The organism is Streptomyces coeruleoprunus (assembly GCF_039542925.1).
GTDB lineage: Bacteria > Actinomycetota > Actinomycetes > Streptomycetales > Streptomycetaceae > Streptomyces > Streptomyces coeruleoprunus.
This window is the reverse complement of record NZ_BAABIT010000001.1, coordinates 2,473,449-2,491,705: the sequence shown is the minus strand read 5'-3', so window position 1 is coordinate 2,491,705 and position 18,257 is coordinate 2,473,449. Positions and strand designations below refer to the sequence as shown.

Sequence of the window (18,257 nt, the reverse complement as noted above, 5' to 3'; positions counted from 1 at the left end):
GGCCTCAGTTGAGCCGGGCGCGGGCCGCGCGGGCCACGTCGCGGATCGTGGCCGCGGTGGCGGGCTCCACCGCGTCCACGACCTCCGCGTAGGCGTCCATCTCCGCGGCCCCCGCCAGGAACTCGCCGCGCTGCACCAGCAGCTGGGCCCGCTCGTAGCGCAGGCGGGCGGGGTGCGACGGCAGCAGCAGGGACAGCTCCACCGCCCACAGCGCCACGTCCGAGCGCTCGGGCCGGGCCGACGCCCAGGCGCGGATGTTGTTCAGGATCCGCAACACGATGTCCAGCGGGTCCGCCGGAGCCAGCATCGACGGCCGCAGCCGCTCCCCGGTCGCCCCCGCGACCAGCAGCTCCGCGTCCGCCCCCGTCAACAGCCGCCCCGCCGCGAACGGATCCGCCAGCACCTGCTCGTCCGGGTCCCCGAACCCGACCACGAAGTGCCCCGGCAGCGCGACCCCGTACACATGCGCGCCCGCCCGCCGCGCGACCTCCATCCACACCACCGACAGCAGGATCGGCAGCCCGCGCCGGCGCCGCAGCACCTCGTGCAGCAGCGACGACTCCAGCCGCCGGTAGTCGGCGGGCGTCCCGTGGAAGCCGCACCGCGCGCCGAGCAGCGCCGACAGCGCCGCCGCCCACGAACGCGGATCCTTCGGCCCGTACGGCAGGAGCCCCGCCAGCCGGTCCAGCTCGATCTCCGCCGCGTCCATCCCCGCCTCGCCCAGGCCGGGGTCCGCCTCCGCGCCGATCAGCAGGCACAGCGTCGCCACGTCGGGCCGCTCCTCGCGCGCCTCGTCCGCGAACCGCCTCCGCCAGTCGTGCATACGCGTCACGTACCCGTTCCGGGCGCGCGGAAGTGGTGGTACAGGTGGTGCACCGCGAAGCCCATCCCCTCGTACAGCGCGCGGGCCGCGTCGTTGTCCGTCTCCACCTGGAGCCAGGCCGCCGACGCGCCCTCCTCCAGCGCCCGCGCCGCGAGCGCCGCCATCACCGCGGTGGCCAGCCCCCGCCGCCGGTACGCCGGGTCGACCTCCACCGCCATGAACCCGGCCCAGCGGCCGTCCACCACGCACCGGCCGATCGCCGCCGGGACCTCGCCCCCGCCGTCGCCCGCGACGGTGGCGAACCACACCGACGGCCCGGACCCCAGGACCCGCAGCATGTGCGGGGCCGGCTCCACGACCCGCTGGTAGCGGCGCAGCCAGGCCTTGTCCGGGGTGCGGGACAGCGCCACCTCCGCCGTCACCGGAAGGTCCGCGACCGGCGCCAGGCCCGCGATCCGGACCTCCGTCGACACCTCCCGCCGCCAGCCCCGCTCCTCCAGCGCCGCGCACAGCCGCTCCTGCGTGCCCTCGGCCCCGGTCGTCGCCTGCACGTACGGGGGCAGGCCCCGGTCCTCGTACCAGGAGCACACCCGGGCCAGGGCCTCGCCGAGCGGCAGGCCCGGGTCGCCGAGGGCCAGGACGGAGTTGGCGCGGCGGGTGAACCCGTTCGCCGCGCGCAGGGTCCACTCTCCGAGTGGTTCGCTCTCCAGCGGCTGCCAGGCCCGCGCCTGCGCCCGCGCCAGCTCCTCGAACCCGGCGGCCGGCCCCCGGCGGCGAGCCGGCGCGGCGGGCACCACCTTGCCCGCGACCAGCGACGATTCCGGAATGCGGACGGTCTCCCCGCTCCTGCGTGTGATCAGCAGCACACCCTCGGTCCAGGATGTGAGAACCCCGACCGTGTCGGTGAACCGCTCCGGTCCCGCGCCAGGATCGCCCACCCGGCGGACCGAAACGCGTTTGCCCACGTCAGATGGGCTGATATGAACCTCCAGCCGTCCGCCCGCAGTGAACTCCACAGCTCTGTCCGCCCCTCCTGTTCGGATCGTCCCCGAGAACGGAGATACTAGGTGCGGGCATCGACGACGCCGCGCTCCCGCGCAGAGCCAGCCCTACCAAGGAGGAACGACAGCGTGACCTACGTCATTGCGCAGCCTTGTGTCGACGTGAAGGACAAGGCGTGCATCGAGGAGTGCCCCGTCGACTGCATCTACGAGGGCCAGCGGTCCTTGTACATCCACCCGGACGAATGCGTCGACTGCGGGGCCTGTGAGCCGGTCTGCCCGGTCGAGGCGATCTTCTACGAGGACGACACGCCGGAGGAGTGGAAGGACTACTACAAGGCGAACGTCGAGTTCTTCGACGACCTCGGCTCGCCCGGTGGCGCCTCCAAGCTCGGCCTGATCGAGCGCGACCACCCCTTCATCGCCGCCCTGCCGCCGCAGAACGGCTGATCGCCACCCTGTATCGCCCCGGTCCCGTACGGTCACTCCGCTGTACGGGACCGCGGCGTTCGTGCCCGCCGCACGCGTACCAGAAAGTGAGCACCGTGTCCGGAGTCTCGTCCCGCCTGCCCGTCTTCCCCTGGGACAAGCTGGAGCCGTACAAGAAGACCGCCGCCGCCCACGCCGACGGCATCGTCGACCTGTCGGTCGGCACCCCGGTGGACCCGGTTCCCGCGCTGATCCAGCGGGCCCTGGTCGAGGCGGCCGACTCGCCCGGCTACCCCACCGTGTGGGGCACCGCCGCCCTGCGCGGCGCGATCACCGGCTGGTGCGAGCGGCGGCTCGGCGCGCGGGGCATCGAGCACACCAACGTCCTGCCCGTCGTCGGCTCCAAGGAACTGGTCGCCTGGCTGCCCACCCAGCTGGGCCTCGGCCCCGGCGACAGGATCGCCTACCCGCGGCTCGCCTACCCGACGTACGAGGTCGGCGCCCGCCTCGCGCAGGCCACGCCCGTCGTCTACGACGACCCCACCGAGCTGGACCCGGCCGGTCTGAGGCTCCTGTGGCTCAACTCGCCCTCCAACCCGACCGGCAAGGTCCTCGCCAAGGACGAGCTGACCCGGATCGTGGCCTGGGCGCGCGAGCACGGCGTGCTGGTCTTCAGCGACGAGTGCTACCTCGAACTGGGCTGGGAGGCCGACCCGGTCTCCGTCCTGCACCCGGACGTCTGCGGCGGCTCGTACGAGGGCATCGTCGCCGTCCACTCCCTCTCCAAGCGCTCCAACCTGGCCGGCTACCGGGCGGCCTTCATCGCCGGTGACGCGGCCGTCCTCGGCGAGCTGCTGCAGATCCGGAAGCACGGCGGCATGATGACGTCGGCCCCGGTGCAGGCGGCCACGGTCGCGGCGCTCGGTGACGACGCGCACGTGGCGGAGCAGCGGGAGCGGTACGCGGCCCGGCGCACCGCGCTCCGCACGGCCCTGCTGGCGCACGGCTTCCGCATCGAGCACAGCGAGGCGAGCCTCTACCTGTGGGCCACGCGCGACGAGCCGTGCTGGGACACCGTGGCGTACCTGGCGGAGCTGGGCATCCTCGTGGCGCCCGGCGACTTCTACGGCCCCGCCGGCGAGCGGTTCGTACGGGTCGCGTTCACGGCGACGGACGAGCGCGTCGAGGCGGCGGTCAAGCGCCTGGGCTGAGCCCGCGCACGCGGAAGGGCCCGGGGAGTGCGCCTCCCCGGGCCCTTCCGCGTATCGGGTGGAGATCAGCCGAGCGGGCTGCTCACCGGCAGGCCGCCGGTGGAGGGCAGGCCGCCGCCGAGGGCGTCACCGCCCGGCAGGCCGCCCTTGGTGGCGCCGCCCGCGAGGTCCGTGGTCGCACCGGCGGCGTCGCCCACGACGCCGCCGCCGCTCTTGGCGACGTCACCGGCGGCCTTCTGCGCGACCGGGGTGGTCTTCTTGGCGGTCTTGCCGGCCGTCTTGCCCGCGGCGGGGACGGCCTTCTTCACGGCCTTGCCGCTGGTGTCGCTCGCCGTGTCGGTGGCGCCGCCCGCCATGTCGGTGGCGTTGCCCGCGGCGCCGCCGACCGTGTCGACGGCCGAGGAGGAGTCGAGGGCGGTGATGCCGCCCGCAAGGTCGGTGTTCTGCGGAAGGTCCACGGCGCTCGCGGAGCCGGCCGCACCGACCACGGAGGCCGCTCCCGCTGCGGTCAGCAGCGCGGCACGGGCGATCCGGCGGGTCAGGGGGAGGGACATGGTGCTCCTTCGACGGGGAAGAGGTCGTGTGGGCTGTGATGCCTGTCCGACGATCGGACGCTGTGACAACCGCTCGGAACCCGGGGAAGGTTGCGGTGCCCCGAGGTAAAGAGTTGGCAATGCGCCACATGATCCGTCCCGCCCAAATCCGGGCAAACAAACGGCGTTCCGGAGCCGAGAAGAATCGTCACTCCGCAGCCCCCGCCGCGAAAAACCGGGACACCTCCCGCCGGCCGGACCACCCGGGTCGCCGCCCTCCCGACAAGCCCCGACGTCCCCCGACCGGGCGAATCACCGGACGACTGCCCGAATGGTGAACGAGTGCGGCGTGATTACTCTGTGATCCGAGTCGACTACGATGCGCTGATGGTCCGTGCGCGACCGTGCCTCACTTGGCGCGGAAGCAGGCCGACTCGACGGTGACCTCCATGAACGCGGACTGGTTCCTGGCCGGGTCCGCCTTGTGCAGGCGCACGTCCACGGCGAATTCCCGCCCCTCGGACTCGGCGACGACCTGCGGCCTCTTCGCCTGGCTCTCGGTCACGCCGTCCTTCACGATCGTCCAGCCGTTCTTCGGCAGTTCGGCGCGCAGCCGGTCCATGGCCTTCTCCAGGTCCGCGTAGGGGACCTTGTAGAGGCTCCACGGGTGGCGGGCGCGGTTGACCTTTTCGCCGGACTCGTACCCGGAGCACGCCAGGATCATCGAACCCGGCTGCGTGACCTCACCCTTGACCCCCAGCATGTCGAGGATCCGGCTGGACGTCTTCTCCGTCTCGTCCTGCACCGCTGCCCTCTCGCGTACCTTCAACTCCGTCGCGTCTCCACTCGAGCACGCCGTCAGCAGCGCGCAGGCCGTCAGGATGGACAAGAATGCAGAAATTCGCCTACTCAAGCTTCACGTCCTCGTATTTGCCCGCAATGACATACGCCTGATTCTGCAGGCTCAGCGAATCCGGTTCCCAGAAGCCCGTGTGGCCACTGGAATCGCTCTCCATGACCTTCCCGCCGAACCATGAGTCGGTCGGAATGGTCCCCCAGTCACCGAGTCCCATGAGCCGGCCACCCTGCCGCACGACCTGGTCGTCCCAGGGTCCGCCCATGGCCCAGACGTGGTCGGCGCCCACGCCCAGGTCCGCCGCGTGGTCCGCCTGGACACCGGGGCTCCCGACGAAGACGTAGTCGTTCGCCGCCTTGGGGTCGTTCCAGCTGCCGGACTGGGCCGCGACGCCGACCACCGTGCTGCCGTAGCTGTGCCCGATGACGGAGGTATGGGCGGGGGAGCCGTCCGCGTACTGCTGGGCCGCCCTGTTGCCCTGGAGGAAGTCGTGGAGGCGCGGGCCGCCCTCCTCCGCGTACTGGCCCCGCGTCGCCTGCGGCACGATGTTGTCCGGGGCGTTGTAGTCGAACCACATGATGGTGGACACGCTCTGGCCCGGGCTGTACCGACCGGCCTCCGCCCAGAGCCGGTCCACCCGCCCCAGGTCCCCGCCGAGCCCCTCGTCGTCCTCGCCGATGGTGGAGATGTCGGAGAACGTGCCCGGGACGTAGACGCCGACGTGATCCGCGGTGTCCGGGTTGCCGTTGGCGAGGATCACCTTGCCGTTGCCGAGGCCCGTCGGGTCGAAGCCGAGCAGGTACGCCTCCGGGAGCCCCCTCTCGCCCGTCCGGTCGAAGCGGGCCTGGATCGCGTCCATGCCCTTCTGAACGCCCTCCAGCCTTGCCTTCTTGTCCGCGTACTTGTCGTGCCACGCACTCCATTCCGGCGAGAGCACCACCGCCGGGTAGTTGCCCGTGGGGTTCGGGATGTACTTGTTCGGCTCCTTCGGGATGGCGGCCAGGTCCAGCTCGTACACCGCCCTCGTCTCGGCGAGGACCATGCGGTTCGCCTCGTCGCGCACGTCCGACGGGATCCCGTTCATCGCCCCGACCGCGCCCGGGTGCAGGGCCAGGTAGTCGGCGCGCTGCTCGGGCGTGAGGTTCTTCCACCACTCCGCGTTCTGCTCCGGAGTGCCGTCCTTCGGCGGGGCGGTCAGGCTGTCCACGTACGGGTCGGCGGCCTTGAGCACCTCGCCCGAGTCGGACTTCACGTCGGCCCAGTCCCGGGCCGAGACCTTCAGGTCGTCGTCAGCCTTCAGCCCACGCAGCTTCGGCGCCCACTTCGCGTCCGCGTCGCCGGCCTCCCGCAGCGCGTCGGCGATCCGGTTGGCGAGACCCAGCGCGGTGCCGTAGTGCGGGTTGGGGTGGATGTTGATCGCCTGGCGCTCCAGGGCGTCCGACGTCGCGGTTCCCCCGGCGCTCCCGGTCACCGTGCCGCCGGGGGACGGCTTCTCGTCGCCGGGCTTCCGCCCCTCCGGATAGCTGATCGATCCGTCCGGGTTGACCGTGCAGTTGTTCGCCCGGGCGTCCTCCAGCGCCGCGGTCAGCTTCCGCTTCGCGGCCGCCATGTCGAAGGCGAAACCGTTCAGCGCCGCACTCGCCAGCCCGCACTCGGTCTGCGTGTAGTGGAAGTTCCGGGACAGCTCCGCCAGCTCCGCGAGCGCGGCCCTGGCCGCCGCTCCCTGGAGATCCCTGCGGATCCCGGCGCAGATCACGTTGTCGATCGTGTCCTTGACGGCGCTTGCCGTGTCGCTCGTCGACCGGTATCCGTCCGCGGCCCCCTCGTACTCCTCGGGCTTGAACGCCTTCAGCGTGGCCAGGTCCATGTCCGGATCACCTGCCCTTTCCGGCCTGGCCGCCGACGGCCTCGGTGTCCTTGTACCTGGCGGTGATCGCCTCCAGCTCGCCCTTCAGGGACGCGTCCGTCTTCGACAGGTCGTGCCCGGCGGCCTCCAGCAGCCCGCTCAGGGACGTGCACCGATCGCGCACGTTCTTCACGTACGCCTGCCAGGACTCGTACAGCTCCTTCTGCGCCGCGGCGCTCTGGCAGCCCGCCGTCTCACCCAGGCCGGTCTGGCCCTCCGACAGCTGCGTCAGCGCCTTGCCGACCGGCTCGCCCAGTCCCTTGACGCCCTCACCGGCCTTCGCCCACGCCCTCTTGTCCGACCGCAGGTTCTCCGAACCCGAACCCCCCGCGCCGCCACCGTCACCGGCGCCGTGCTGGTTCAACCGCATCTGTGTGGAGCCGCGCGCCGCCGCTTCCGCCTTGAGCTGCTCCCACTCGTCCCACCCCATGCCGACGGCTGCCCCCAGTTCCGGTCGATCCCTGTTCCCGCACACCGGGCGGCGGGACCGAAGCCGTCATGACCGCCGGAAGGTGTGGGCCGAGCCGACAACGGCGTCCGCCGCCCCGGCGGACCCGGTCAGCCCATCACCTGGGCCGCGACCTGCGAAAGCGCTCACATACTCAGATGGGAAGTGAGTACGAGAGCTCAGAGGCATCACCGGCGGCAGACCTGTGCCGGCCGCGCGCCGGCCGACCGCCGAGCGCCGGCTAGCCCGCCACGCGGATGACGACCTCCAGGGCCGCCTTTCCGCCGGAGCCCTTCCCGTCCGGCGCGTCACCCGTCGGCTGCGCCTCGGGGCCCGCCGTGCGCCAGCCCTCCGCCGAACGCTCCGCGCTCCACACCAGCCCCGCGTACGACACCTCCGCGATGCGGAGTGCGTCCGCCTGGGCGACCGCCCACTGGGCCAGCTCCCAGCCGCGGCGGGAACCGGCGGCCTCGCCCTCGGGGGCGGCCGCACCCTCCGGGCCCGACGACCCGACCGGCGCCGGAACGCGGACCACGACCTCGCCGCCGGCCGCGGAAGGGCCCGCCGCTCCCTTGGCTCCGCCCAGGACACCCATGCCGAACGACCGCGTCAGCTCCGCCCGTACCGTCGCCGCGTCACCCGGCTGCGTCGAACGCCGCACCGTGCACGTCAGCGACGCCGCGGAACGCCCCGTCAGCGCCGCCGACAGCAGCGTGGCGTCCGGCTCGTGCTTCGCGTACGCCTGCGGGAAGCCGCTGCGCTGTACCTTCTGCGCGGCCACCGTCAGCGGCAGCCGCGAATAGCCGGGCACCTCCGCCAGCCGGTCGTAGAAGATCCCCGCCGAGTACACCGGGTCCAGGATCTGCGCCTCCGTGCCCCAGCCCTGCGACGGCCGCTGCTGGAACAGTCCGAGGGAATCCCGGTCCCCGTAGGTGATGTTGCGCAGCGCCGACTCCTGGAGCGCCGTCGCCAGCGCGATCGTCACCGCCCGCTCCGGCATCCCCTTCGTGGTGCCCACGGCCGAGATCGTCGCCGCGTTCGCCGCCTGCTCCGGCGAGAACTCGTACACGGTGTTCCCGCTGCCGACCGTGCACCGGGGGGCGCCCCCGCCGCCCGTTTCGTACTGCACCGCCACATACGTCCCCACGCCCAGGAGTACGGCGAACGCCACCACGAGACGGGCGCGGCGGCCACGGCGGGACGGACGGGCGGAGACGGCTGGCTCGAACACGGAGCCCACCGTACTGGAGGCCGGGATAGGGTCGTCACATGGCTGACTCCACGCCCGATGCGACGCCCCACGCCCTGCCCGGCACCGCCCTCGACCTGACCCAGGACGGCCCCGCACTGACCGCCGCGCTGGTCGACTTCCCCTCCGTCAGCGGCACCGAGAAGCCCCTCGCCGACGCGATCGAACAGGCCCTGCGCACCCTGCCGCACCTCACGGTCGACCGGTACGGCAACAACATCGTCGCCCGCACCCACCTGGGCCGCGCCGAACGGGTGATCCTCGCCGGTCACATCGACACCGTGCCCATCGCCGACAACGTGCCCTCCCGGCTCGACGAGAACGGCATCCTGTGGGGCTGCGGCACCTCGGACATGAAGTCGGGCGTCGCCGTCCAGCTGCGGATCGCCGCGACCGTCCCCGCGCCCAACCGGGACCTCACCTTCGTCTTCTACGACAACGAGGAGGTCGCCGCCCACCTCAACGGCCTCGGGCATGTGGCCGCCGCACACCCCGAGTGGCTGGAGGGCGACTTCGCCGTCCTCCTGGAGCCCTCCGACGCCCAGGTCGAGGGCGGCTGCCAGGGCACCCTGCGCGTCCACCTCAAGCTCACCGGCGAGCGCGCACACTCCGCCCGCTCCTGGATGGGCTCCAACGCCATCCACGCCGCCGCGCCCGTACTGGCCCGCCTCGCCTCGTACGAGCCGCGCCGGCCCGTCATCGACGGACTGGAGTACCGCGAGGGCCTCAACGCCGTCGGTATCGAGGGCGGCGTCGCCACCAACGTCATCCCCGACGAGTGCACCGTGATCGTCAACTACCGGTACGCGCCCGACCGCTCCCTGGAGGAGGCCGAGAAGCACGTACGGGAGGTGTTCGCCGACTGTGGAGTGCAGGAGTTCGTGGTGGCCGACCACACCGGCGGTGCCCTCCCCGGTCTCTCGCACCCCGCGGCCGCGGCTTTCATGAAGGCGGTCGGCGGCACCGCCCAGCCCAAGTTCGGCTGGACCGACGTCTCCCGCTTCAGCGCCCTCGGCGTGCCCGCCGTCAATTACGGGCCCGGCGACGCGCTCTTCGCACACAAGCGGGACGAGCACGTCGCGGTCGAAAGGATCACCCACTGCGAACGGCGACTGTACGACTGGCTCACTGCCTGACGTACGTAATTTCGCCGCTCTTCACATTTCCCGCCCTACGCTGACCCCAGCAAACGATGTTCAGCGGAGGGAGCAGGTCATGGGTAACCCCGAGGCCGAGGGGCTGCGAGCACTGGCGGAGCAGCGGCTGGGGCCGGTGCTCCGCCGCAGGGAGCAGGTCCAGCCCGGCACCACCGATCAGCGGCTGCTGGACACCGCGGGCGACTCGGAGTGGGTCCACACCGACCCGTGGCGCGTGATGCGCATCCAGTCCGAGTTCGTCGAGGGCTTCGGCGCGCTCGCCGAACTGCCCAGCGCCATCAGCGTGTTCGGCTCCGCCCGCACCCCGGAGGGCACGCCCGAGTACGAGGCCGGCGTCAAGCTCGGCAAGGCCCTCGTCGAAGCCGGCTTCGCGGTGATCACGGGCGGTGGCCCGGGCGCCATGGAGGCCGCCAACCGGGGCGCCCGGGAGGCCAAGGGCATCTCCGTGGGCCTCGGCATCGAGCTGCCCTTCGAGCAGGGCCTCAACGCCCACGTCGACATCGGGATCAACTTCCGCTACTTCTTCGTCCGCAAGACGATGTTCGTGAAGTACGCGCAGGGCTTCGTCGTCCTGCCGGGCGGCCTCGGCACCCTGGACGAACTGTTCGAGGCCCTGACCCTCGTCCAGACCCGCAAGGTGACCCGCTTCCCGATCGTCCTGTTCGGCACGGAGTACTGGGGCGGGCTCGTCGACTGGCTCCGCGGCACGGTCATCGCCCAGGGCAAGGCCTCGGACCGCGACCTGATGCTCTTCCACGTCACGGACGACGTGGAGGAGGCGGTGGCCCTGGTCAGCAAGGAGGCGGGCCGCTGACGCCACGTCCGGTGTGGGCAGTCGTTCCGCAGGGCGGAACGACTGCCCACACCGGGACGGCGCCCAGCGCCGCAGTCCGCAGCGTCGCCGGCTACGCCAGGCCGCGGCGGGCGACCGCCGGCTGACGATGGCCGGCGATCGCCGCCACCATGTCCAGCACCTGCCGCGTCTCCGCCACCTCGTGGACCCGGTACACCTGCGCCCCCAGCCACGCCGACACCGCCGTCGTCGCCAGGGTGCCCACCACCCGCTCCTTCACCGGCCGGTCCAGCGTCTCGCCCACGAAGTCCTTGTTGGACAGCGACACCAGCACCGGCCACCCCGTCTCCACCATCTCCCCGAGCCGCCGCGTCGCCTCCAGCGAGTGCCGGGTGTTCTTGCCGAAGTCGTGCCCCGGATCGATCAGCACCGACTCCCGCGGCACGCCCAGCTCCACCGCGCGCTCCGCCAGCCCCACCGTCACGCGCAGGATGTCGGCCATCACGTCCTCGTACTCGACCCGGTGCGGCCGCGTCCGCGGCTCCGCGCCGCCCGCGTGCGTACACACCAGCCCCGCGCCGTACCGCGCCGCGACCTCCGCCAGCTTCGGGTCGACGCCGCCCCACGCGTCGTTCAGCAGGTCCGCGCCGGCCTCGCAGACGGCCTCGCCCACCTCGTGCCGCCAGGTGTCCACGCTGATCACCACGTCCGGGTGGCGGCGCCGCACCTCGGCGACGAAGCCGACCGTGCGCCGGACCTCCTCCTCGGCCGTGACCTCGTCCCCGGGCCCCGCCTTCACCCCGCCGATGTCGATGATCGCGGCGCCCTCCGCCACGGCCTGCTCGACCCGGGCGAGCGCGGGCTCGTCGCGGAACGTGGCGCCCCGGTCGTAGAAGGAGTCCGGGGTCCGGTTCACGATCGCCATGACCACCGGCTCCTGCGGCTCGAATTCCCGCCGTCCCAGGCGCAGCATCCCGTATTCCTCCTCGCGTGACGTCCCTGCGACCCTAACCGCCGCGGCCGCATGGCACGATCGGCACTGAGACGATTTCGCTCCCGGGAGAGGCGCACCTGTGTTCTGGTTTTTGGCTCTAGCGATGGTCGTCGTCGTGGCCGCGGTGACCCTCGCGGTGGTCGGCGGCGGGGAGAACGAGGTCCTCCCCGAGGCGGCCCCCCAGCACCTGGTGGACCCGCTGCCCCTGAGCCGCCCCGTCAGCCGCGCCGACATCGAGGCGCTGCGGCTGCCCATGGCGCCCCGCGGCTACCGGATGCTCGACGTCGACGACGTCCTGGACCGGCTGGCCGCCGAGCTCGCGGAGCGCGACGCGCGCATCGCGGAGCTCGAGGCGGCACTCGCCGGGGCGCAGGCCACGGCCGTCGGCGGCCCGGACCTCTTCGAGAAGCGCCCGCAGCACGAGCGGCCGGACGACGAGGAGCAGGGACGATGACCGACGGCGTGGCCGTACCCGGGCCGGACGGCGCGCTGCGCTGCCCCTGGGGCATCTCCGCGGCGGACTACGTGCCGTACCACGACGAGGAGTGGGGCCGCCCGGTCCACGGCGACGACGCCCTGTTCGAACGGCTCTGCCTGGAGGCGTTCCAGTCGGGTCTCTCCTGGATCACGATCCTGCGCCGCCGCGAGGGCTTCCGCCGGGCCTTCGCCGGCTTCGGGATCGCGGCCGTCGCCGACTTCACCGACGCCGACCGGGAGCGGCTCCTCGCCGACGAGGCGATCATCCGCAACCGCGCCAAGATCGACGCGGCCCTCGCCAACGCGCGCGTGCTCGCCGAGTGGGCCCCCGGCGAGCTGGACGCGCTGATCTGGTCGTACGCCCCGGACCCGGCGACCCGCCCGGTTCCGCGCACGCTCGCGGACGTGCCGGCGGTCACCGACGAGTCGACGGCCCTGTCGAAGGCCCTCAAGAAGCACGGCCTGCGCTTCATCGGCCCGACCACCGCGTACGCCCTGATGCAGGCGTGCGGGTTGGTCGACGACCACCTCGCCGACTGCGTGGCCCGCTCCCGCACCGCGTCCGGGACCACGTCCGGGACCGCCTCCTAGCGGCCGACGTACTTCGGCCTCTCCTTCGCGAGGAACGCCTCCACGGCGATCCGGTGGTCCTCGGACGCGCCCGCCCTGGTCTGCAGCTCGTCCTCCTTGGCCAGGGCCTCGTCCAGGGTGTGCCCGGCGCCGTACGCCATCGACTCCTTGATCGCCGCGTACGCGAGCGTCGGGCCGGCCGCCAGGGTGCGGGCCACGGCGGTGGCCTCCTCGGCCAGGTCGGCGGCCGGGACCAGCTTGTTGACCAGGCCCAGCTCGTACGCCTCCTGCGCGGACAGCGAGCGCGGGAACAGCAGCAGGTCCGCCGCCCGGCTGGGGCCGACGAGGCGCGGCAGCGTCCACGACATCCCCGAGTCGGCGGTCAGCGCCACCCCGGCGAAGGAGGTGTTGAACGACGCGGTGTCCGCGACGACCCGGTAGTCCGCCGCCAGGGCGAACCCGAAGCCGGCGCCCGCCGCCACCCCGTTCACCCCGGCCACCACCGGCTTCGGCATCGACGTGATCGCCCGCACGATGGGGTTGTAGTGCTCGCGCACCGTGCGCATGGCGTCACCCGTGGCCAGCGACTCCACGTGCTCCTTGAGGTCCTGGCCCACGCAGAACGCCCGGCCCGTCGCGGTCAGCAGCACCGCCCGTACGGCGGGATCGGCGCCCGCCGCCTCCAAGGCGTCGCGCAGGGCGACCTTGGCCTCCGTGTTCATGGCGTTCATGGCGTCGGGACGGTTGATGGTGATCGTCGCGAGCCCGTCGCTCACCTCGTACAGCACGGTGTCGGCCATGACAGGGTCCCCTTTGCAGCTCCGGCGGGTGATGTTCCGCCCAGCATGGCGGAGATCGCCGGGCCCCGACATGTGACCTGCGTCAAAGAATGGCACTCCGGGCCATGGGCTGCGGAGGCGAAGTATCGCAGCTCGATCGCCGAATTGGGGGGTTATGAGAGATCGCGTTGCGCAAGCGATGCGGTCCGATGTTGGTCATCGGGTGTCACCATGCGGGATAATGACCTGGAAGCAATGTGTTCGATGCCGGTGATGCGTGCCCTTCCCAGAGGGCCATCGGCGGACGATGAGCTGGTTTCAGGAAGGGGAACGAGCATGGCGGCCATGAAGCCGCGGACGGGCGACGGCCCGCTCGAGGTGACCAAGGAGGGGCGGGGCATCGTCATGCGCGTTCCGCTCGAAGGCGGCGGTCGGCTTGTCGTCGAGCTGACCCCGGACGAGGCCGAGGCCCTCGGAGACGCGCTGAAGAAGGTTGTCGGCTGACCCCGACGCAGCCCAGATTTTCCCGACGGCCCCTGCCGGTGCACCCACCGGCGGGGGCCGTCTGCTGTCCGTACGGGACGGCTCAGCCGCGGCGTACCGCGCAGAGCAGCCCGTCACCCATCGGCAGCAGCGAGGGCAGCAGCGCCTCGCTCTCCCGCACCGTCCGCAGCAGCTCCCGCAGGGTCAGCACCTCCGCAGGCTGCGCGGCGGAGTCCACCGTACGGCCGTCCGCGAAGACCCCCTCGAAGCACACCAGCCCCCCGGGTCGCAGCAGGCGCAACGATTCAGCGAGGTACTCCAGGCACTCCAGCCGGTCGCCGTCGCAGAAGACCAGGTCGTAGCCGCCGTCCGCGAGTCGCGGCAGGACGTCCAGCGCCCGCCCGGGGATGAAACGCGCCCGGTTCCCGGCGAAACCGGCCGCCCGGAACGCCTGCCGGGCGAACTGCTGCCGCTCCGGCTCGGGGTCCACCGTGGTCAGCACGCCGTCGGGCCGCATCCCCTGGAGCAGGTAGATCCCGGAGACGCCGGTCCCGGTGCCGATCTCCGCCACCGCCTTGGCGTCCGCCGTGGCAGCGAGCAGCCGCAGCGCGGCGCCGGTGCCCGGGGACACCGAGGGCAGCCCTGCCTCCCGGGCCCGGTCACGGGCCCAGCGCAGCGCTTCGTCCTCGGCGACAAAGGCGTCGGCGAACGCCCAGCTCGTCTGCCGGTTGGCGGTAATGACCCTCTCCTGTTCCCGTAGTTGGCGCAACGGTGACTGTATCCGTTCGGGGCCGGGAACCCGCAGATGGGACCGCGCGTTGTGGAGGGCAGGGGGGAGCGCATGGATCAGGACCTGGATCAAGACCCGAAGACGGTCCCAAATTCACGTAAAGATTCTTATCCGGAGCTAACGGGCGAGGTGGCTATGGTAGGGGCTCCACTGGACACCACCAGAGCCGACAGGGGAGGTGCGGCTGCGCCTGTGGATCGGGGAGGAGTGCTGCGGCGCTTTCTCAGGTCGGCGGGTGAGCCGAAATCCGTGACTGACACCGCTGACCGTATCCACGCCACCGACGCCGCACCCATCACCGCGACCTTCGCATCGGATGCGGAATCGCAGGCGTGGGCTCCGCCCTCCTGGGAGGAGATCGTCAGCACGCACAGCGGCCGGGTCTACCGTCTCGCCTACCGTCTGACCGGCAATCAGCACGACGCCGAGGACCTGACCCAGGAGGTCTTCGTCCGGGTCTTCCGCTCCCTGTCGACGTACACGCCCGGCACGTTCGAGGGCTGGCTGCACCGCATCACGACCAATCTCTTCCTGGACATGGTCCGCCGCAAGCAGCGCATCCGGTTCGACGCGCTCGGCGAGGACGCGGCGGAGCGGCTGCCCAGCCGCGAGCCGTCCCCGCAGCAGGTCTTCCACGACACGCACTTCGACGCCGACGTCCAGCAGGCGCTGGACACCCTCGCGCCGGAGTTCCGCGCCGCCGTGGTGCTGTGCGACATCGAGGGACTGTCGTACGAGGAGATCGCCGCGACCCTCGGCGTGAAGCTCGGCACGGTCCGCAGCCGCATCCACCGCGGCCGCTCCCATCTGCGCAAGGCCCTCAAGCACCGTTCGCCCGAGGCGCGGGCCGAGCAGCGCGTCGTCGCCGACCGGCGGGTCGTCGCCGATCAGAGGACGTTCGTCGCCGTGGGCGGGGAGGGCGGAGCCGCGTGAGTGGCACAGGTCCGACCCCGGCGGAACAGCATCTCGGGGACCGGCTCGCCGCCCTGGTGGACGGCGAGCTGAACCATGACGCCCGCGAGCGGGTCCTCGCCCATCTCGCCACGTGCTCCCGGTGCAAGGCCGAGGCCGACGCCCAGCGCCGGGTGAAGAGCTTCTTCGCGCAGTCCGCCCCGCCGCCCCCCTCAGCGGGGCTGCTCGCACGCCTCCAGGGGTTGCCCGGGGGTGCTGGCGGAGACGACCGGCCCGGTGGACCGGGCGGGCCCGAGCGGCTCGCGGACGGAGTGTTCGGAGTGAGCGCAGGTTCGTCCGTGCTGCGGGGCGCGACGGGTGCGGGCTTCCCGATCCACGAGGTGGGCCGCCAGGAGGCGGAGCGCTCGCCGTGGCGGGGGCGGAGATTCGCGTTCGCCGCCGCCAGCGCGGTGTCGTTCGCGGCGATCGCCCTGGGCGGTGCGATGCCTACGCTGTCGGCCGTCGACGCCAGGGGCGAGGGCTCCGGCAACAACGTGACACCGCTGCGGCCGTCACCCGGCCAGGGCTCGACGGCCGGGGAGAACAGCCGCCGGCGCGGCACGTCCGGCGGTGGTACGACGGTGACGCTGACCGGCGTGCCCGTCCAGGCCCACCATCCGGGGGCGCGGTCGTTCCTGACCCCGACCCCTCTGACGGGCGTTCCGCTGATAGGCCCGGTGGCGCCCACGGGCCTCGCGGCTCCGTCGCCGTAACGCCCGGCCCGTCCGGGGCACCCCCTGCGCGTGGGTGGAAGGACCTGGTTGAATCCATGGCAGGGGCGCCCCTCGTGGCGCGGACCGGCCAATAGCGGGGAGAGCATGGACGACGGGAAGTCCACGGGACCGAAGCCGAAGTGGTGGAGCCGCCCGACACGCCCGACAACGACGGGATCCCCGTCGGAGGACTTCGAACTCCAACCCGCAGCACCTTCCCCGGGCGCATCCGAGAGCACCGGGGCGCCCGCCACGCCTCCGCCGACCGGCGGGCCCGCACCCGCCGGCGCCCCGGCGACGGCCGCACCGTCTGCGGCCGCCGACGGCGGCCCCGGTGCCGCGCCCACGGACGGCGGCGCGACGGCCCACGCCGACGTGACCGCCGAGGGCGGCGACCCCGCGGCACCCGGCGCGACGGCGACCGACTCCGCGCCCGCCGACACCGCCGCGGCCTCCGCCGTAGCGGCGGCCGACGATGGCGCCGCGGCCCCCGCCGTCCGGACCACAGCGGCCGCGCCGACCGGTCCCGCCGCGACCGGCGCCGCCGCGGCGCCCGCCACCCACACCACCGCCGCCGCGCCGACCGGGTCCGACCCCGCCGGTGCCACCCACCCGCAGCCTCTGCACGCGCCCGACGAGTACCGGACGCCGCCCTACGGCGGGCCGGGTCCCTGGGCGCCCGCGCCGCCCGTGCAGCGCCCCGCGCCGCCGGCGGGCCCGGCGCCCGTCTACGGGACGCCGCCGCAGCCCGCCCCGCCGCAGGCGACCCCGCACCCCGCCCCACCGCACCAAGCCCCACCGCATCCCGCCCCGCCGCACTCCGCCCCCCAGCCCGCCGTGCAGTGGCTGCAGTACGACCCGTGGAGCAGCCCCGGGGCGCGGCAGCCGCTGACCGCCAGTGGGCCCGGCGGCCAGCGGCGCGGCGGCGGGCGGCGGGGTCTCGCCCTCGCCGGGGCGCTGCTGTTCGCGCTGGTCACCGGCGTGCTGGGCGGCGGCGTCGGCGCGTACATCGAGCGGCACGGCGGCCTGACGACCGTCGAGCTGCCCCAGGCCGAGCCCCAGGACGCCGGCCGCGCCCCCGACAGCGTCGCGGGCATCGCCGCCCGCGCGCTGCCCAGCGTCGTCACGCTGCACGTCAGCGGCGGCGGCGAGCAGGGCACCGGCACCGGCTTCGTCCTCGACCGGCGCGGCCACATCCTCACCAACCACCACGTCGTCGACAGCGCGGGCAGTACGGGCGACATCACCGTCACGTTCAGTGGCGGCGAGACCGCCCGCGCCACGCTCGTCGGCAAGGACAGCGGCTACGACCTGGCCGTCGTCCGGGTGACCGGCGTGTCCAACCTGGTGCCCCTGCCGCTCGGCAACTCCGACGGCGTGCGGGTCGGCGACCCGGTCGTGGCCATCGGCGCGCCCTTCGACCTCCAGAACACCGTCACCTCCGGCATCATCAGCGCCAAGGGCCGCCCCATCACCGCCGGCGGCGAGAAGGGCGACGGCAGCGACGTCAGCTACGTCGACGCCCTGCAGACCGACGCCCCGATAAACCCCGGCAACTCCGGCGGGCCGCTGCTCGACTCGCAGGCACGGGTCATCGGCATCAACAGCGCCATCCGCGCCGCCGACAACGGCTCCGGCATCGACGGCGGCCAGGCCGGCTCCATCGGCCTCGGCTTCGCCATACCGATCAACCAGGGCAAGCGGGTCGCCGAGGAGCTGATCAACACCGGCAAGGCCACACACCCCGTCATCGGGGTGAGCCTCGACATGAAGTTCACGGGCGACGGAGCCCGCGTCGGCGACAAGGCGCAGGACGGGGGCCCGTCCGTCACGCCCGGCGGCCCCGCCGCCAAGGCGGGCGTCCGGCCCGGCGACGTGATCACGCGCGTCAACGGCGAGCGGATCCACAGCGGCGAGGAGCTGATCATCAAGATCCGCGCCCACCGCCCCGGCGACCAGCTCCGGCTCACCGTGCAGCGCGGCGGCAAGGAACAGGCCCGGACCCTGACGCTCGGCTCGTCGGCCGACAGCTGAAGGGCCTCTCCGTGACATCCCGAGGTCACTTGAAGGTCACGGGGAGGTACCACCCCGACA

At 72.9% G+C, this 18,257-nt stretch carries 20 protein-coding genes; 10 read left to right on the top strand and 10 right to left on the bottom strand.

Translation table 11 applies throughout. The features are described from left to right. Positions 1-4 precede the first annotated feature (4 nt). Together ABEB09_RS10595 and ABEB09_RS10590 are read right to left on the bottom strand one after the other, a co-directional pair. Positions 5-823: a transglutaminase family protein gene (locus ABEB09_RS10595; RefSeq protein WP_345693900.1), complete on the bottom strand. Its 819-nt coding sequence runs from the start codon at positions 821-823 to the stop codon at positions 5-7. A gap of 5 nt (positions 824-828) precedes the next feature. Continuing rightward, complete coding sequence (locus tag ABEB09_RS10590; protein ID WP_345689441.1) at positions 829-1,839, bottom strand: GNAT family N-acetyltransferase; 1,011 nt, start codon at positions 1,837-1,839, stop codon at positions 829-831. 114 nt (positions 1,840-1,953) lie between these two features. Here ABEB09_RS10590 and fdxA point away from each other — a divergent pair, with 114 nt between their 5' ends. Together fdxA and ABEB09_RS10580 are read left to right on the top strand one after the other, a co-directional pair. After that, positions 1,954-2,274, top strand: a complete 321-nt coding sequence (gene fdxA / locus ABEB09_RS10585) for a ferredoxin (protein WP_031078476.1) — start codon at positions 1,954-1,956, stop codon at positions 2,272-2,274. A gap of 95 nt (positions 2,275-2,369) precedes the next feature. After that, positions 2,370-3,464: a bifunctional succinyldiaminopimelate transaminase/glutamate-prephenate aminotransferase gene (locus ABEB09_RS10580; RefSeq protein ID WP_345689439.1), complete on the top strand. Its 1,095-nt coding sequence runs from the start codon at positions 2,370-2,372 to the stop codon at positions 3,462-3,464. Positions 3,465-3,529: 65 nt separating this feature from the next. Here ABEB09_RS10580 and ABEB09_RS10575 read toward each other — a convergent pair whose 3' ends face one another. The 5 genes from ABEB09_RS10575 to ABEB09_RS10555 all read right to left on the bottom strand — a co-directional run bounded on the left by ABEB09_RS10575 (position 3,530) and on the right by ABEB09_RS10555 (position 8,447). Further along, positions 3,530-4,018, bottom strand: a complete 489-nt coding sequence (locus ABEB09_RS10575; protein WP_345689437.1) for an ATP-binding protein — start codon at positions 4,016-4,018, stop codon at positions 3,530-3,532. 388 nt (positions 4,019-4,406) lie between these two features. Further along, positions 4,407-4,826, bottom strand: coding sequence for a hypothetical protein (locus ABEB09_RS10570; protein WP_345689435.1), 420 nt, complete (start codon positions 4,824-4,826; stop codon positions 4,407-4,409). A gap of 76 nt (positions 4,827-4,902) precedes the next feature. Next, a complete protein-coding gene (locus ABEB09_RS10565; protein ID WP_345689433.1) occupies positions 4,903-6,720 on the bottom strand; it encodes an alpha/beta hydrolase in 1,818 nt (605 codons plus the stop codon). A 7-nt stretch (positions 6,721-6,727) separates the two neighbouring features. Then, positions 6,728-7,189, bottom strand: coding sequence for a hypothetical protein (locus ABEB09_RS10560; protein ID WP_345689431.1), 462 nt, complete (start codon positions 7,187-7,189; stop codon positions 6,728-6,730). 259 nt (positions 7,190-7,448) lie between these two features. Further along, positions 7,449-8,447 carry a VldE C-terminal domain-containing protein gene (locus ABEB09_RS10555; protein ID WP_345689429.1) on the bottom strand — a complete coding sequence of 333 codons (999 nt, stop codon included), beginning with the start codon at positions 8,445-8,447 and terminating at the stop codon, positions 7,449-7,451. A gap of 29 nt (positions 8,448-8,476) precedes the next feature. Here ABEB09_RS10555 and dapE point away from each other — a divergent pair, with 29 nt between their 5' ends. Together dapE and ABEB09_RS10545 are read left to right on the top strand one after the other, a co-directional pair. Beyond that, on the top strand, positions 8,477-9,592 hold the full coding sequence (dapE, locus tag ABEB09_RS10550; protein ID WP_345689427.1) for a succinyl-diaminopimelate desuccinylase: 1,116 nt from the start codon (positions 8,477-8,479) through the stop codon (positions 9,590-9,592). Positions 9,593-9,671: 79 nt separating this feature from the next. Beyond that, positions 9,672-10,427: an LOG family protein gene (locus ABEB09_RS10545; RefSeq protein WP_345689425.1), complete on the top strand. Its 756-nt coding sequence runs from the start codon at positions 9,672-9,674 to the stop codon at positions 10,425-10,427. Between the two features lie 91 nt (positions 10,428-10,518). On the opposite strand, the gene folP is transcribed toward ABEB09_RS10545, so the two are convergent. Beyond that, positions 10,519-11,379, bottom strand: coding sequence for a dihydropteroate synthase (folP, locus tag ABEB09_RS10540; protein WP_345689423.1), 861 nt, complete (start codon positions 11,377-11,379; stop codon positions 10,519-10,521). A gap of 100 nt (positions 11,380-11,479) precedes the next feature. Between folP and ABEB09_RS10535 the strand changes: the two genes are divergently transcribed. Both ABEB09_RS10535 and ABEB09_RS10530 read left to right on the top strand, forming a co-directional pair. After that, on the top strand, positions 11,480-11,854 hold the full coding sequence (locus tag ABEB09_RS10535) for a DivIVA domain-containing protein (protein ID WP_345689421.1): 375 nt from the start codon (positions 11,480-11,482) through the stop codon (positions 11,852-11,854). Next, positions 11,851-12,468: a DNA-3-methyladenine glycosylase I gene (locus ABEB09_RS10530; RefSeq protein WP_345689419.1), complete on the top strand. Its 618-nt coding sequence runs from the start codon at positions 11,851-11,853 to the stop codon at positions 12,466-12,468. The genes ABEB09_RS10535 and ABEB09_RS10530 overlap by 4 nt, the downstream gene beginning before the upstream one ends. Here the strand turns inward: ABEB09_RS10530 and chcB are convergent. Next, positions 12,465-13,247, bottom strand: coding sequence for a 2-cyclohexenylcarbonyl CoA isomerase (gene chcB / locus ABEB09_RS10525; RefSeq protein ID WP_345689417.1), 783 nt, complete (start codon positions 13,245-13,247; stop codon positions 12,465-12,467). The two genes, ABEB09_RS10530 and chcB, sit on opposite strands and share 4 nt — an antisense overlap. A 315-nt stretch (positions 13,248-13,562) precedes the next feature. Between chcB and ABEB09_RS10520 the strand changes: the two genes are divergently transcribed. Next, on the top strand, positions 13,563-13,730 hold the full coding sequence (locus ABEB09_RS10520) for a DUF3117 domain-containing protein (protein WP_009997451.1): 168 nt from the start codon (positions 13,563-13,565) through the stop codon (positions 13,728-13,730). Between the two features lie 82 nt (positions 13,731-13,812). Here ABEB09_RS10520 and ABEB09_RS10515 read toward each other — a convergent pair whose 3' ends face one another. Further along, on the bottom strand, positions 13,813-14,478 hold the full coding sequence (locus tag ABEB09_RS10515; RefSeq protein WP_345689414.1) for an O-methyltransferase: 666 nt from the start codon (positions 14,476-14,478) through the stop codon (positions 13,813-13,815). Between the two features lie 228 nt (positions 14,479-14,706). On the opposite strand from ABEB09_RS10515, the gene sigE reads away from it, so the two are divergent. The 3 genes from sigE to ABEB09_RS10500 all read left to right on the top strand — a co-directional run bounded on the left by sigE (position 14,707) and on the right by ABEB09_RS10500 (position 18,197). After that, complete coding sequence (gene sigE, locus ABEB09_RS10510; RefSeq protein ID WP_345689412.1) at positions 14,707-15,432, top strand: RNA polymerase sigma factor SigE; 726 nt, start codon at positions 14,707-14,709, stop codon at positions 15,430-15,432. Then, a complete protein-coding gene (locus ABEB09_RS10505; RefSeq protein ID WP_345689410.1) occupies positions 15,429-16,163 on the top strand; it encodes an anti-sigma factor family protein in 735 nt (244 codons plus the stop codon). Before sigE ends, ABEB09_RS10505 begins: the two co-directional genes overlap by 4 nt. A gap of 105 nt (positions 16,164-16,268) precedes the next feature. After that, positions 16,269-18,197 (top strand): S1C family serine protease, encoded by a 1,929-nt coding sequence (locus ABEB09_RS10500; RefSeq protein WP_345689408.1) that lies wholly within the window; start codon positions 16,269-16,271, stop codon positions 18,195-18,197. Positions 18,198-18,257: the final 60 nt, after the last annotated feature.